This window comes from Streptosporangium sp. NPDC000563, assembly GCF_040299985.1.
Taxonomy (GTDB): domain Bacteria; phylum Actinomycetota; class Actinomycetes; order Streptosporangiales; family Streptosporangiaceae; genus Streptosporangium.
Window position 1 is genome coordinate 24,225 of the sequence record NZ_JBEPDA010000002.1, and the last position, 13,283, is coordinate 37,507.

Below are 13,283 nucleotides of genomic sequence, written 5' to 3' on the forward strand. Positions count from 1 at the left end.
GGCCAGGCCGATCCGTTGCGAACCGCGGTTTTACCCGGTGACCGGCCCTTACCCGACCGGTGCTCTAGGGTCGGCCGAACCCCTTGAGGTAGCGGCGCATCCGGCGCTTGGCGCGGTAGCCGACGCGCAGCATGTTCGGCGGCACCTCCACGCGCATGCGGGCGCGGCGGCGGGCGATGGTGTACTCGGGACCTTCGAGCAGGGACATCGCCGGGGCGAGGCGGCCGGAGCGGGCCTTTCCCACCAGGGAGACCATCCGCGACACCCAGTCGCTCTCGCCACCGGGGTGGAAGTAGTTGACCTTGCACCAGGCGTCGTCCGGGTGCAGGAAGCGCCCGGCGGAGAGGTCGTCGAGGGTGCCGAGCAGGCCGCTGTCCTCGAAGACCAGATTGATCATCTCGGCGCCGACCCCGAAGTCCGACAGCACCAGGAGCGGTACCTTCTGGGCGATCGCCTCCAGCGCGGCGGTCGAGCTGACGGTGACGAAGCCCGTCGCGTGGGCCAGGTGCTCGTGCATGGGCCCCACCGCGAAGCGCACGGCCTCGGCGCGCACCCGGCCCTCCTCGGCGAGCGACTGCCACAGGCGCTGGTAGTGGTAGCGCTCGTTGTGGGTCTGACGCTCGGTGTCCAGGGCCCGAAGCTTGACGACGACGTCCAGGTCGGGCCGCCTTCCGGCCAGCTCGGCCAGGGCGAGCAGGACGCGTTCGCGCTCCTCCCTGCGTTTGGGCACCTTGGCCTGGGTGGCGAACACCACCCGGTCGCGCGGCCCGGTGGCGGCGATCTCCGCGTCACCGCGCAGGAACGGCAACCTGGCCAGCCCGATCTGGCCGCCCCCGCCCAGTCTGGCGCCGATCTCGGAGAACTCCTCGACCTCCCGGCCGCTGTGCAGCACGAACAGGTCGCATCCGCTGCGGAACAGCCACGCCTTCTCGGTGGCGGGGACGGAGATGCCCGGCAGCCCCGAGACGAACACCGGCCGGGGCCGCAGCCCGGTCAGCACGTCTGCGGTCAGCACGTCCACCACCGGTCCCGTACAGGCGACGAGCACCACGTCGGGTCTGAATCGTTCGGCGGCCCGGCGCAGCGCGCGGGCCGACAGCACCGGCGGGTCTGCCGCCGAGCCCGCCACGGCGGCGTGGATCTGCGCCGGCGAAGGGGTGATGGGGGTGCGGACGACCGCCAGTTCCGACTCACAGCCTGCGGGCAGGTCCCGCAGCAGGCAGGCCGCCCACTTCAGGTAGGAGTCGGAGTCGGCCACGGCCAGGACCTTCAAAGAAAACCTCCGGCGGGGAATTCCCCGGTTTCGTGTGCGGGCACGGTGTGCGTGGCGCGAGCGGCGAGCCCGCCCGGCCTCGGCCGTCGGGTCATGACCCGGTGACTCCCGTGTCGTGATGGGCGAACCTCGACAGGTGGGAGCGCAGTGACGGCGCCGCCTCGGCCGTCCACCACTCGTCGGGAACGTCCACCGTCTCCACGGCGACCCCCCGGGCCGAGAGCAGGACCCGCAGGGAGGTGACCGCGGTGGACGGCAGGCTCAGCACCCGCTGCTCGGCGGCCAGGCCGCGCAGGGTCATCTCGGCGGGGATCCCGCCGTCGTAGACGGTGATTCCCGGCTGCTCCCCGACCCGGGCCAGGTCGCCGGGGTCCTCGCGGCGGTGCGGGAAGTAGGCCACCGGCTCGGCCGATCCGAGCCCGGCCAGCCAGCCGAAGTAGCGTTCGCGGTGGATCAGGCCGTTGCGGACCAGCGAGGTGCCGAGGACGACGGTGCGCTCGGCGGGGCGGGGCCTTCGCAGCGGCTGGGATCGCAACCAGGCGAAGTCGTGGGTGACCAGCTCGACTCCCCTGGCACGTACGGCCTTCGCCAGGTCGGAGGGCACCGGCAGCGCGGTGAAGATCGACAACCGCCCCGCGCGGGCGGCGGCGCGCAGCCTGAGCCCGGCCGCCGTGGCGAGGACGGTCCTGAGCCTCCCCGCCTTCCCCCTCGCCCTCAGCAGGGGCGTTCCCGTCCTGCCGGTGAGCAGTTCCAGGAGCCTGATGGTGGCGAGCCCGTCGTCGACGATCACGATCCGGCCGGGGGACGCGGTGAGCCAGCGGAACTGGACCTTGCCGGAGAAGGCGTCGCCCACCGCCCAGGTCTCCCCCCGGCGCGGCCTGGGCATGTCCGGGCGCGCCGGGGTGAGCTCAAGCCCTCTCGGCAGGGTGAGGCGGCCGAGTTCGCGGCCTGTCACGGCCAGCGGGCGGAGTTTCGCCCGGGGTACGAGATGGCTGCGGGCGCCGAGCAGCCCGGCGTGGTGGGCCTCCACCGCGCAGAGCATCTGCAGCGGGGATTCCACCCAGGCGATGGCCGAATCCTGCTCCCGCGCGTGGTCTCGACCGTCCTCCACGCCGGGCGATGACCCGTTCACGACTGGCACAACCTAACCCGGTGGCCTTAAGGAGCAGGGAACTGCGGGTGAACAGCCGACCACGCGAGATTGCAGATGATCTCTCTGGTCTTTACCTCTCCGCCGCCACCGTCCGAGATCGGATGCGACCGGATGTCCGTCGGGCGGGCCGGCGTCGGCGGGGCCACGATGATTCATCGTCGCGGGCCGGGCGGGGAGGCGCCGGCCGTGGACCCCGATCACCTGGAGGCCGCGAGAACCTCCTCGGACATGGTCGTGAGCCGCCGGGCCCCGTGCGCGCTCTCAGGCACTTCCATGGGAGAACTCCTACCATCCGCATACTTTTTACCATCGAATACTTGTTCTAAAAAATGGTGACTATACGATCTTCGACGGAGGGTCCCCCCACGCGCGGTAGCACAACCTGGCCGACGCCTCGCGAGCGGGTCGGGAAAACCCGGATCGCCGTGAACGCGGGGGATCCCGGACGCCCCTCCATCCCCGGAGGAAGGTGCGCCCGGCGCCGGAGGGGCGTGATCGACTCCCCTCTTCCCCTCCAGGCGGCACCCCGCCGTACCCCCTCATTTAGGACGTATTACCAAGTCAGAGCAATGTGTCCCACTTGTAATCGTCTGCCGTGTTGTCGTACGTTCGTCCTGTTCATGGCAATTGTCTAGGTCTATACAGATCTGTGCATTGCCGTCACATTGCCCGACCGCGCTCCACCCGGCGGAACCTTCCGCCGTCGGTGAGCACGGCCGCCGAATCCGCGAAGTCTGCGGAACCGGGGAACCACGTTCCTGGGGTGAATCAACGCACTCATGCGTCGTAGGGCACTTCCCAGCCCGAACCCGTCAGCTAACCCGGTAGGCGGTATGGAAGCGAAGCAAGGAGTCGAACCCCCGCATGACCAAGCATCGCCTCACCTCCACCCCCCGCGCCGTCTGCGCCGTCCTGGGCGCCTGCGCCGTCCTCGCGACGGGCACCACCGGCGCGGCTCTGGCCGACGGCCACGGCGTCGTGAACGCACCGCCCGCCGACACCCGCGCGCAGGACGCCGGGGCCGCGAAGACCTCCCTGCAGGTCATCGCCGAAGGCCTTCCCAAGGTCTCCGCCGCACAGATCCTGGACATCGCCTCCAAGCAGATCGGTGTCCGCGAGAACGCCCAGGGTGGTGGAACCAAGTTCCAGTCCTGGTACGTTTCGAGCCCTCGCGCCAAGGAGACCATGGCCCGCGACGGCGGCAAGAGCGTGTACGAGTACGCCAACGCCCCCTGGTGCGCGATGTTCGTCTCCTGGGTCGGCGAGACGGCCGGCATCCGCCCCACGATGGGCTGGGACGCCTACACCGTCGCCCACGCCAAGTGGTTCAAGAACAACGGACACTGGGGCACCGTCCCCACTCCCGGCGCCGTCGTCTACTTCGACTGGGCCGGCGGCAAGAGCATCGAGGGCATCGACCACGTCGGCTTCGTGAAGAAGGACAACGGGAACGGCACGATCACCACGATCGAGGGCAACACCGGCAACGGCGCCGTCGAGGAGCGCGTCAGGCCCGTCTCCCAGGTCGTCGGTTACGGCTACCCGGTCTACTCGGACTGACCTCCGGCCGCCCCGGCCCCCCGCCGGTGAACGCGGACCGGTCATCACACTCCCAGGGGCGCCGCTCGTTCGAGCGGTGCCCCTGACGATATTCCATATTCCACCCCGCCCGCCCCCCTCTCTCCCCTCCGCGAGCCCCGCACGGCCACGAAATGCCCCAACTGGTATGCCCGTGAGGTGGGAGCGCTCCCAATCACCCTTGTGGGAGGTATGTCGACTTTTCACACCAAAAGTCCCACCTAAAGCGGCTGGATGTAACGGTTGAGTTTCGGCATATTGACGTCCTGGTTGCCCATCGTCCACTCTTCGTGGGAGCGCTCCCAAAAGCACATTGAGGAACGATCTCGTCGCGACGACCGCGTTTGTCGGGGACCGGTCCGCGATGTCGCCTCCCAATGAAGTTCGGGCGACCACCTGAGAGGGGTCCGGAATGTTGAACAACAAGCGACACGGCAAGCTCGCCGCCGTCGCGGTCATGGCGGCCACCGCCCTGGCCATCACGTCATGCAGCTCCAGCGAGCCGGCGGCACCCGCCGCGGAGGGCGGTTCCTCCGCCCCGGCCGAGCCGGTAACCATCACCGTGCACACCTTCGGTGGCGGTGAGAACTTCGGCTACGACAAGGCCGTGGAGACGTGGAACGCGGCGAACCCGAACATCCAGGTCAAGTACCAGAACCTGACCGACCGTTTCGAGGACGTCTATCTTCCGCAGCTGCTCCAGCGCCTGCAGGCGGGCAGCGGCGCGGCCGACATCATCGCCCTGGACGAGGGCGCGATGGGTCTCATGAAGGCCCGCCCGCAGTTCTTCACCGACCTCGCCGAGTACGGGCTGGACAGCCGTAAGGCCGACTTCCCCGCAGCGAAGTGGGACAACGGCATCAACGCCGACAACAAGCTCTTCGCCCTGGGCACCGACATCGGTGGCATGACCATGTGCTACCGCAAGGACCTGTTCGAGAAGGCGGGCCTGCCCACCGACCGCGAGGAGGTCGGCAAGCTCTGGCCGGACTGGAACGCCTTCAAGGCGATCGGTGAGAAGTTCAAGGCCGCCAACCCCGGCAAGACCGATCCCAAGTTCCTCGACGGCCCGAACACGCTCTACAACGTGATCCTGTCGCAGGAGGCGCCGAAGAACGGCAACGTCGCCTACTTCGACAAGAACAACCAGCTCATCATCGAGAGCAACCCGGCCATCAAGACCTCCTTCGACACGGTGAAGGACTTCAGCGAGGCCGGTCTGACCGCCAAGCTCGCCTCGTTCACCCCGCCGTGGAACGCCGCGATCAAGAAGGGCGCCTTCGCGACCATGGGCTGCCCTGCCTGGATGCTCGGCGTGGTCTCCGGTGCGGCCGGTGACGACAACAAGGGCAAGTGGGACGTCGCGGCCGTGCCCGGCGGCGCGGGCAACTGGGGTGGCTCCTACCTCGCGGTTCCCAAGCAGAGCAAGCACCCCAAGGAGGCCGCCGAGGTTCTGAACTACCTCACCGGCAAGGAGGGCCACGTCATGGCCTTCCAGGAGGCCGCGGCCTTCCCGAGCTCCATCCCCGCCCAGCAGGACCCGGCGGTCGCCGACCTGAAGAACCCGTTCTTCAACGACGCGCCGACCGGTCAGATCTTCGGTGCCTCGGTCAAGGACCTGCTGCCCGTCTTCCTCGGTGAGAAGCACGCCCAGGTCAAGACCGCGGTGGAGAAGGTCCTCGAGGGCATGGACCAGGGTTCGGTCCCCTACGACCAGGCCTGGACCAAGTTCCTTGAGGCCGGCGTCAAGGCAGCGGGCTGATCCCCGTACCGCCCCGCATCGGCCCGGCTGTGGCGATCCCGCAGCCGGGCCGGTCGCCTGCCCCCGCTGAAAGGCTCTGACCGATGACACTGCACGTCGACTCCCCGGCCGCGCCGCCACGGCCCGGCCCCCGCCGGTCCGGCGGGCGCCGCGGACCGAAGCAGGGCGGTGGGTGGTCCCGCTTCGACCTCCGGGCGACCCCCTACTTCCTCGTATCCCCGTACTTCCTGCTTTTCGCCGTCTTCGGCGTCTTCCCCCTCGGCTACACCCTCTGGGTCTCCCTGCACGACTGGGAGCTCGCCGGAGACAAGACTCTCGTCGGCCTCGACAACTACATCGAGCTGATCACCGACGAGGCCTTCTGGAACGCGGTGATCAACACCCTCGGCATGTTCGTCATGTCGACGATCCCGCAGCTCGTCCTGGCCCTCCTGCTGGCCAACGCGCTCAACAAGCGCATCCGGGGACGGCTCTTCTTCCGCCTCGGCGTACTGCTGCCGCTGATCACCTCCGTCGTCGCCGTCGCCGTCGTCTTCACCCAGCTCTACGGGCGCGACTACGGCATGATCAACTGGTTCCTGAGCTTCTTCGGGGTCGACGCGATCAACTGGCAGAACGAGAAGTGGTCCGCGTGGATCGCGATCTCCACGATGATCGACTGGCGCTGGACCGGCTACAACTCGATCATCCTGCTCGCCGCCATGCAGACCATCCCCAAGGACCTCTACGAGGCCGCCGCCATCGACGGCGCCACGCCCAGGCGGCAGTTCTGGCAGATCACCATCCCGATGCTCCGCCCGACGATCATCTTCGTCGTCTTCATCTCCACCATCGGCGGCCTGACGCTGTTCACCGAGCCGGTCATGTTCGACGGCAACCCGACGATGAGCGGTGGCGCCACCGGCCAGTACCAGACCGTGGCGATGTTCATCGTCAAGGAGGCGTTCCGCGACTTCGACTTCGGCTACGCCGCCGCGGCCTCGTGGCTGCTGTTCGCACTGATCCTCATCGGGACGCTCATCAACTACTCCTTCACCCGCCGTATCGGGGGTTCCAAGTGACGGCCACCCAGCTCCGGCGGCCCCCCGCGCAGCACTCCCGACGCCCCTCGGGCCAGTCGGCCGCGCGAAACCGCATCTGGGACGCGGGCCCGCTGACGAAGGTCGTCCTGGCCTTCGCCCTCGTGCTGTCGGCGTTCCCCATCTACTACATGTTCATCATGGCCACCCGGACCAACGAGGAGGCCATCGACGTACCCCCGCCGCTGTTCCCCGGCGGCCACCTCGGTGAGAACATCGCGCGACTGCTGTCCACCGAGGACGCCTACTTCATGACCGGCCTGATCAACTCGGCCATCGTCTCGGTCACCGTGACGGTCTCGGTCGTGCTGATCTCCACCCTCGCCGGCTTCGCCTTCGCGAAGCTGCGCTTCAGGGGCAGCAAGATCCTGCTGGGCCTGATCCTGGTGACGATGATGGTCCCGCTCCAGCAGATGGGCGTCGTGCCACTGTACGAGCTCATGGTCACGCTCGGCTGGACCGGTCAGCTGAAGGCGGTGATCCTGCCCTTCCTCGTCAACGGCTTCGGGGTCTTCATGATGACCCAGTACGCCACCCAGGCGGTGCCGGACGAACTGGTCGAGGCGGCCCGTGTCGACGGCGCCTCCACCATGCGCATCTATCTCAACGTCATCCTCCCGGCGCTCCGGCCGGGAATGGCGGTGCTCACGCTCCTGGTCTTCATGCAGACCTGGAACGAGTTCATGTGGCCGTTGATCGTGCTGAACCCGGACAACCCGGTGGTCCAGACCTCGATCGCGGCGCTCAACCAGGCCCACGGAACCGACTACGTGATGCTGTTCACCGGCACCGCGGCATCGGTCCTGCCGCTGTTCATCGTTTTCATCGCGTTCGGCCGCCAGATCGTCGGCGGACTCATGGAAGGTGCGGTCAAGGCGTGACCACGCAAGAGACGCGGATCAAGAGCCCGGATCTAATGTTTCCGACGAACTTCGTCTGGGGTGCGGCCACCTCCGCCTACCAGATCGAGGGCGCTGTCTCGGAGGGCGGCCGAGGCCGCTCCATCTGGGACACCTTCGTCAAGCAGCCGGGAAAGGTGGTGAACGGCGAGCACGCCGACATCGCCATCGACCATTACAACCGCTACCGGGACGACGTGCGGATGATGGCCGAACTCGGCCTCAACGCGTATCGGTTCTCCGTCTCCTGGCCCCGGATCCAGCCCGAGGGGCGCGGGGCCGTCAACCCCGCGGGCATCGACTTCTACAGCCGCCTGGTCGACGAGCTCCTCTCCCGGGGCGTCGACCCGTGGGTGACGCTCTACCACTGGGACCTGCCCCAGCCCCTGGAAGACGCGGGCGGCTGGCCGGCACGGGACACGTCGAAGCGCTTCGCCGACTACGCGCTGGCCGTGCACGACGCGCTGAGCGACCGGGTCCGCAACTGGAGCACGGTCAACGAGCCCTGGTGCTCGGCGTACCTCGGGTACGCCTCGGGAGAGCACGCCCCCGGGCGGCGTGAGCCGGAAAAGGCGGTGTACGCCGCCCACCACCTCCTGCTCGCGCACGGCCTGGCCGCACAGGCGATCCGTGCCCAGCGGCCGGAAAGCATGATCGGCGGCTGCGTCAACCTGTACGCGATCTCGCCCCAGACCTCCTCGGAGGCCGACCAGGACGCCGCCCGCCGCATCGACGGGCTGCAGAACCGTTTCTTCCTGGACGCCCTGCTCAAGGGCGAGTACCCCGACGACGTCCTGGTGGACCTCGGCCGGCCCGAAGGGCTCGTCCACGACGGCGACATGGAGATCATCTCGACGCCGCTGGACAAGCTGCTGATCAACTACTACAGCCGCTTCACCGTCTCGGGAACCCCCGGCGGCGCCGCGTCGGCCGCGGCGGCACCCACCGACAGCGGGTCGCCCTGGGTGGGCAGCGAGCACGTGTCGTTCGTCGAGGGCGGGCGCCCCGTGACGGCCATGGGCTGGGAGATCGACCAGGCGGGACTGCTGGAGATCCTGCACCGGCTGGCCACCGAGTACCCGCGCGTCCCGCTGGTCATCTCCGAGAACGGCGCGGCCTTCGACGACGTCGTGGGCCCCGACGGGGTCGTCCACGACCGCGACCGAGTCGACTACTTCGACGCCCACCTGCGCACCTGCCACGCCGCCATCGAGGCCGGGATCCCGCTGGAGGGCTACTTCGCCTGGTCGCTGATGGACAACTTCGAGTGGGCGTGGGGGTACGGCAAGCGGTTCGGGCTGGTACACGTCGATTATGAAACCCAGATTAGAGTTCCCAAAGAGAGCGCTCTCTGGTATGCCGGGACCATCAGGCGTGGAGGCCTGAGCGGTCCGGCAGAATAGGGGCCGGGAAATTCATCACTGGGGGCACAATCACATGAACGGCGACCGTCGTCCGACGCTTGAGGCGGTCGCGGCCCTGGCAGGTGTAGGCCGGGGCACGGTGTCGCGGGTCATCAACGGCTCGCCGAAGGTGAGCGAGAGGGCTCGCGACGCCGTGCTGCGGGCGATCCAGGAGCTGGGTTACGTGCCCAACCGGGCGGCCCGCGCGCTGGTCACCCGGCGCACCGACACCGTGGCACTGGTCGTCTCGGAGTCGGAGCTGAGGGTCTTCGACGAGCCGTACTTCGCCGGGACCATCCGCGGCATCGGCTCGGCCCTGTCGGAGACCGGCCTGCAACTGATCCTCGCGATGGCGCAGTCGGCGCAGGAGCACGAGCGGCTGGAGCACTATCTGACCGGGCAGCACGTCGACGGGGTGCTGCTGATCTCCCTGCACGGCGCCGACCCGCTGCCGGGGCGGCTGGAGGCGATGGGCGTGCCGACCGTCATCGGCGGTCGGCCGGTCGGCCTCACCCCCTACAGCTACGTCGACGTCGACAACCGGGCCGGGGCCAGGCAGGCGGTCAAATACCTGCTGAGCAAGGGTCGCCGCCGGATCGCCACCATCGCGGGCACCCAGGACATGGGCGTGGGCGTCGACCGGCTCGCGGGCTACCGCGACGCGCTGATCGCGACCGGCGTGAGCGAGATGGTGACGTACGGCGACTTCAGCGAGGAGAGCGGCATGGCGGCGATGCACAGGCTGCTCGCCGAACACCAGGACCTCGACGCCGTCTTCACCGCCTCCGACCCGATGGCGCTGGGTGCGATGCGTGTGCTGCGCGAGGCGGGGAAGTCGATTCCCGGTGACGTGGCGGTGATCGGCTTCGACGACTCCCCCGCGGGGGCGCACTCCTCACCCGCCTTGACCACCGTGCACCAGCCCACCGAGTCGATGGGCCGGCAGATGGCCCATCTGCTCGTCGCCCGCATCAACGGCGAGCAGCTGGAGCAGCCGGTGGTCATACTGGACACCCACCTGATCGAGCGCGACTCAGCCTGAGCCGCCCTCGACGGCCGGCGCCCCCCTTCTTCCCTGCCCCGGCGCGCCGTGTTCCGGCCGCACCGCTCCCCCAGCAGCGCCGAGGCAGGACGAGGTAGGAGATGGACAGCAGGACGAAACGCCCGCTCACGCTCGCCCAGCTCGACGCGCTGACGCGGCGTGCCCTGGGGGTCGGCCTCTCCTCCGCCACCGAGCTCACCGGCGGCTTCGCCAACGCCGTGTGGCGGCTCGCCCTGCTGGACGGGCGGGAGGTGGTCATGAAACTGGCACCGCCGCCCGAGCTGGAGCAGCTGCGCTACGAACGCAACCTGTTGCGTACCGAGGCCACGGTCTACGGCCTGGCCGCTCAAGCGGGGATTCCGGTCCCCGAGCTGCTGCGCGCCGGGTTCGACGATCCGGTGCTGGGCGGCGACTACCTGGTCCTGTCCGCCCTCGACGGGGTGCCCTGGAGCCGGGCGAAACCGGCGGAGGCCGACCGGCGGGCCCTGCGCAGAGAGCTCGGCGGCCACCTGGCCAGGCTGCACGCGATCACCGGCGACGTCTACGGCTACCCGTACGCGGGCCTGACCGGGAGCACGTGGCGGGAGGCGTTCCTGGTGATGACCGATGCGATCCTGGCCGACGCGGGCCGCTACGCCACCCCGCTGCCGAGGCCGGTGTCCGAGATCGCGGCGGCGATCGAGGCGGGTGCGAGCGCGTTGGAGGAGGTCGTGACCCCCTGCCTCGTCCATTTCGACCTGGGGTCGGGCAACGTCTTCCTGACCCGCGACGAGACACCGCGCATCCAGGCGATCATCGACCACGAGCGGGCCTTCTGGGGTGACCCGCTCGCAGACTTCGTCGTCCCGACGATCTTCGGCGAGCTGGAGGAGTCCGATCCGATCGTCGCCGGATACCGCGACGCGGGCGGCGTCGTGGAGTTCACCGGCCCCGCCCGTACCCGGATGGTCCTCTACCGTCTCTACCTGGCGCTGATGATCCTGATCGAGAACGGCCCCCGCCGGTATCCGGAGAAGGAGTACGCCCCCCTGCGCGACCGCTGCGCCGCCGACGTGCTCGAAGCCCTCGGCAAGCTCTCGGCGACGCCGTGACCCGCGTCACTCGGGTGACCTGAGCCGCTCGTCGCCGCCGACACGAGAGGGCACGGGAAGGCCGGGAAGGCACGGACGGGCGGCGACTCGCGATCATCCGGGCCCTCCGACAAGGCGTCGTACGACGGCGAGCCCTTCGGGCGTACCGGGCCAGTGTCCTGCCAGCGCGTCCGGGCCCGCACGCCTGACGACCGACCGCAGGACGAAGGCGACGACGATCGCGTCGTCGGCGTAGCCGAGCACCGGGATGAAGTCGGGGATCAGGTCGATGGGCAGTGCCAGGTAGCCCAGCAGCAGCCACAGCCGGACCCGTACCCCGCGAGGCAGGCCGTCGTCGCGCGCGAGCCTGGCGACCAGGCGGAGCAGGTCGGGCAGCAGGCGCAGCGCCTCGCCCAGGGCGCCGCCCCTGGGGCGCGCCATCACCAGGAAGACGGCGAGCACGAGCCAGAGCAGCAGCATGCCCCCCGCGATCGCCGCGGCCACCTTCCAGACCTCGGCCACCTTCCCTCGCCTTCCTCGTTCTCACCGGTTCTCACCGGCTCTCACCGCCCGCGAACGCCCTTCACACCGACGGTTCCGTGGCAGCGGAACGGGCATGGCCAGACCGTAGGTCAGGATACGTGCCCTCGGGAAGACGGTCCGCGGCGAAGAGCTTTGATCACCACTATCGCCCCCCAACCTGCTTTCCTTCCCCCGGATCCTGTGTCAGAATTTCACTAGGTGATGAATTATGCGGAGAAACACATGCGTGATCGCCGGGGGCGGCCCGGCGGGGGCGATGCTGGCGCTGCTGCTCGCGAGGGCAGGCGTCGAGGTGACGCTCCTGGAGAAACATGAGGACTTCCTGCGGGACTTCAGGGGTGACACCATCCACCCCTCGACCCTCCAAATCCTCGACGAGCTGGGGCTGGCCGAGGAGTTCCACCGGCTCCCGCACCACAAGGCGTACACGATGGAGATCCACACCGACGACACCACGGTGCCGGTCGCCGACCTGAGGCGGCTCAAAGGCAGGTATCAGTACATCGCCTTTGTCCCGCAGTGGGACTTCCTCGACCTGCTGACCAACGCCGCCGGGCGCTATCCGAACTTCCGCCTCATCATGAAGGCCGAGGTGTACGGGGTGATCCGCGAGGGCGACGCGGTGCGCGGGGTCCGCTACCGAGACCCCTCGGGCGAGCACGAACTGCGCGCGACCCTCACCGTCGCCGCCGACGGCCGCCACTCCGACGTACGCCGGGCCGCCGGGCTCGTCCCCGTCGAGCACAGCGCCCCCATGGACGTGCTCTGGTTCCGGCTGCCGCGCGAACCCTCCGACCCCGACGAGACGTTCCTTCGGCTGTCCAACGGACACATGATGGTGTCGATCAGCCGCGAGACCTACTGGCAGCTCGCCTATCTGATCGACAAGGGCGACTTCGAAACCCTGCGCTCGGAGGGGATCGAGGCGCTGCGCGGGCCGGTCGCCAGGCTCCTGCCCTTCCTCGCCGACCGGGTCGGGCGGCTGCGGGACTTCGGGGAGGTCAGCATGCTCTCGGTCGCCCTCAACCGACTGCGCCGCTGGCACCGGCCCGGCCTGCTGGTCATCGGCGACGCCGCGCACGCCATGTCCCCGATCTTCGGCGTCGGCATCAACCTCGCCGTACAGGACGCGGTCGCCGCCGCGAACCTGCTGGCCGGGCCGCTCGCCTCCGGGGCCGAGATTCCCGAATCCCTGCTCGCCAAGGTCCAGCGGCGGCGCACCCCGCCCACCGTGATCACTCAGTTCGCCCAGCGCGTCGTCCAGAGCCGGCTCATCCGTCCGACGCTGAGCGACCGCGGCCGGCCGGTGCGGCTACCGCGCGACATCTCCCGCCTTCCGCTCATCGGCTGGCTGGCCAGGCGTTTTGTCGGATTTGGCGTCCTCCAGGAGCATGTTTCCAGCCCCGAGGAATCTCACCAGGTATAAAGTCCTTCTCACTACGTGGACGATCGGGTCTGTTCCGACACCCGGTTGCAATAGC

Annotated in this window: 11 protein-coding genes and 1 riboswitch; of the genes, 8 read left to right on the top strand and 3 right to left on the bottom strand. The window is 69.0% G+C overall.

What is annotated here, in order from left to right:
• Nucleotides 1-64: 64 nt before the first annotated feature.
• On the bottom strand, nt 65-1,273 hold the full coding sequence (locus ABT352_RS08530) for a DUF6716 putative glycosyltransferase (protein ID WP_350943614.1): 1,209 nt from the start codon (nt 1,271-1,273) through the stop codon (nt 65-67).
• A 91-nt stretch (nt 1,274-1,364) separates the two neighbouring features.
• Nucleotides 1,365-2,405, bottom strand: coding sequence for a hypothetical protein (locus ABT352_RS08535; protein WP_350943616.1), 1,041 nt, complete (start codon nt 2,403-2,405; stop codon nt 1,365-1,367).
• Between the two features lie 728 nt (nt 2,406-3,133).
• Nucleotides 3,134-3,272, top strand: a riboswitch (cyclic di-AMP (ydaO/yuaA leader).
• An 18-nt stretch (nt 3,273-3,290) separates the two neighbouring features.
• Here ABT352_RS08535 and ABT352_RS08540 point away from each other — a divergent pair.
• The 7 genes from ABT352_RS08540 to ABT352_RS08570 all read left to right on the top strand — a co-directional run bounded on the left by ABT352_RS08540 (nt 3,291) and on the right by ABT352_RS08570 (nt 11,280).
• Nucleotides 3,291-3,986 (top strand): CHAP domain-containing protein, encoded by a 696-nt coding sequence (locus tag ABT352_RS08540; RefSeq protein WP_350943617.1) that lies wholly within the window; start codon nt 3,291-3,293, stop codon nt 3,984-3,986.
• A 430-nt stretch (nt 3,987-4,416) separates the two neighbouring features.
• Nucleotides 4,417-5,766 carry an ABC transporter substrate-binding protein gene (locus tag ABT352_RS08545; protein WP_350943619.1) on the top strand — a complete coding sequence of 450 codons (1,350 nt, stop codon included), beginning with the start codon at nt 4,417-4,419 and terminating at the stop codon, nt 5,764-5,766.
• An 83-nt stretch (nt 5,767-5,849) separates the two neighbouring features.
• Nucleotides 5,850-6,827, top strand: a complete 978-nt coding sequence (locus ABT352_RS08550) for a carbohydrate ABC transporter permease (protein WP_350943621.1) — start codon at nt 5,850-5,852, stop codon at nt 6,825-6,827.
• A complete protein-coding gene (locus tag ABT352_RS08555; RefSeq protein ID WP_389772256.1) occupies nt 6,824-7,726 on the top strand; it encodes a carbohydrate ABC transporter permease in 903 nt (300 codons plus the stop codon). The genes ABT352_RS08550 and ABT352_RS08555 overlap by 4 nt, the downstream gene beginning before the upstream one ends.
• A gap of 35 nt (nt 7,727-7,761) precedes the next feature.
• Nucleotides 7,762-9,147, top strand: coding sequence for a GH1 family beta-glucosidase (locus tag ABT352_RS08560; protein WP_350943622.1), 1,386 nt, complete (start codon nt 7,762-7,764; stop codon nt 9,145-9,147).
• 34 nt (nt 9,148-9,181) lie between these two features.
• Nucleotides 9,182-10,189 (top strand): LacI family DNA-binding transcriptional regulator, encoded by a 1,008-nt coding sequence (locus tag ABT352_RS08565; protein ID WP_350943623.1) that lies wholly within the window; start codon nt 9,182-9,184, stop codon nt 10,187-10,189.
• A gap of 101 nt (nt 10,190-10,290) precedes the next feature.
• On the top strand, nt 10,291-11,280 hold the full coding sequence (locus tag ABT352_RS08570; protein WP_350943625.1) for a phosphotransferase family protein: 990 nt from the start codon (nt 10,291-10,293) through the stop codon (nt 11,278-11,280).
• 93 nt (nt 11,281-11,373) lie between these two features.
• Here the strand turns inward: ABT352_RS08570 and ABT352_RS08575 are convergent, their stop codons facing one another.
• Nucleotides 11,374-11,781 carry a YkvA family protein gene (locus tag ABT352_RS08575; protein WP_350943627.1) on the bottom strand — a complete coding sequence of 136 codons (408 nt, stop codon included), beginning with the start codon at nt 11,779-11,781 and terminating at the stop codon, nt 11,374-11,376.
• Between the two features lie 229 nt (nt 11,782-12,010).
• On the opposite strand from ABT352_RS08575, the gene ABT352_RS08580 reads away from it, so the two are divergent.
• Complete coding sequence (locus ABT352_RS08580) at nt 12,011-13,228, top strand: FAD-dependent oxidoreductase (protein ID WP_350943629.1); 1,218 nt, start codon at nt 12,011-12,013, stop codon at nt 13,226-13,228.
• Nucleotides 13,229-13,283: the final 55 nt, after the last annotated feature.

Excerpts from the sequence above, each read along its gene's own strand:
- ABT352_RS08545 (WP_350943619.1), top strand. The coding sequence starts at position 4,417 with ATGTTGAACAACAAGCGACACGGCAAGCTCGCCGCCGTCGCGGTCATG.
- ABT352_RS08570 (WP_350943625.1), top strand. The coding sequence starts at position 10,291 with ATGGACAGCAGGACGAAACGCCCGCTCACGCTCGCCCAGCTCGACGCG.
- ABT352_RS08565 (WP_350943623.1), top strand. The coding sequence starts at position 9,182 with ATGAACGGCGACCGTCGTCCGACGCTTGAGGCGGTCGCGGCCCTGGCA.
- ABT352_RS08540 (WP_350943617.1), top strand. The coding sequence starts at position 3,291 with ATGACCAAGCATCGCCTCACCTCCACCCCCCGCGCCGTCTGCGCCGTC.
- ABT352_RS08580 (WP_350943629.1), top strand. The coding sequence starts at position 12,011 with ATGCGGAGAAACACATGCGTGATCGCCGGGGGCGGCCCGGCGGGGGCG.
- ABT352_RS08550 (WP_350943621.1), top strand. The coding sequence starts at position 5,850 with ATGACACTGCACGTCGACTCCCCGGCCGCGCCGCCACGGCCCGGCCCC.
- ABT352_RS08560 (WP_350943622.1), top strand. The coding sequence starts at position 7,762 with ATGTTTCCGACGAACTTCGTCTGGGGTGCGGCCACCTCCGCCTACCAG.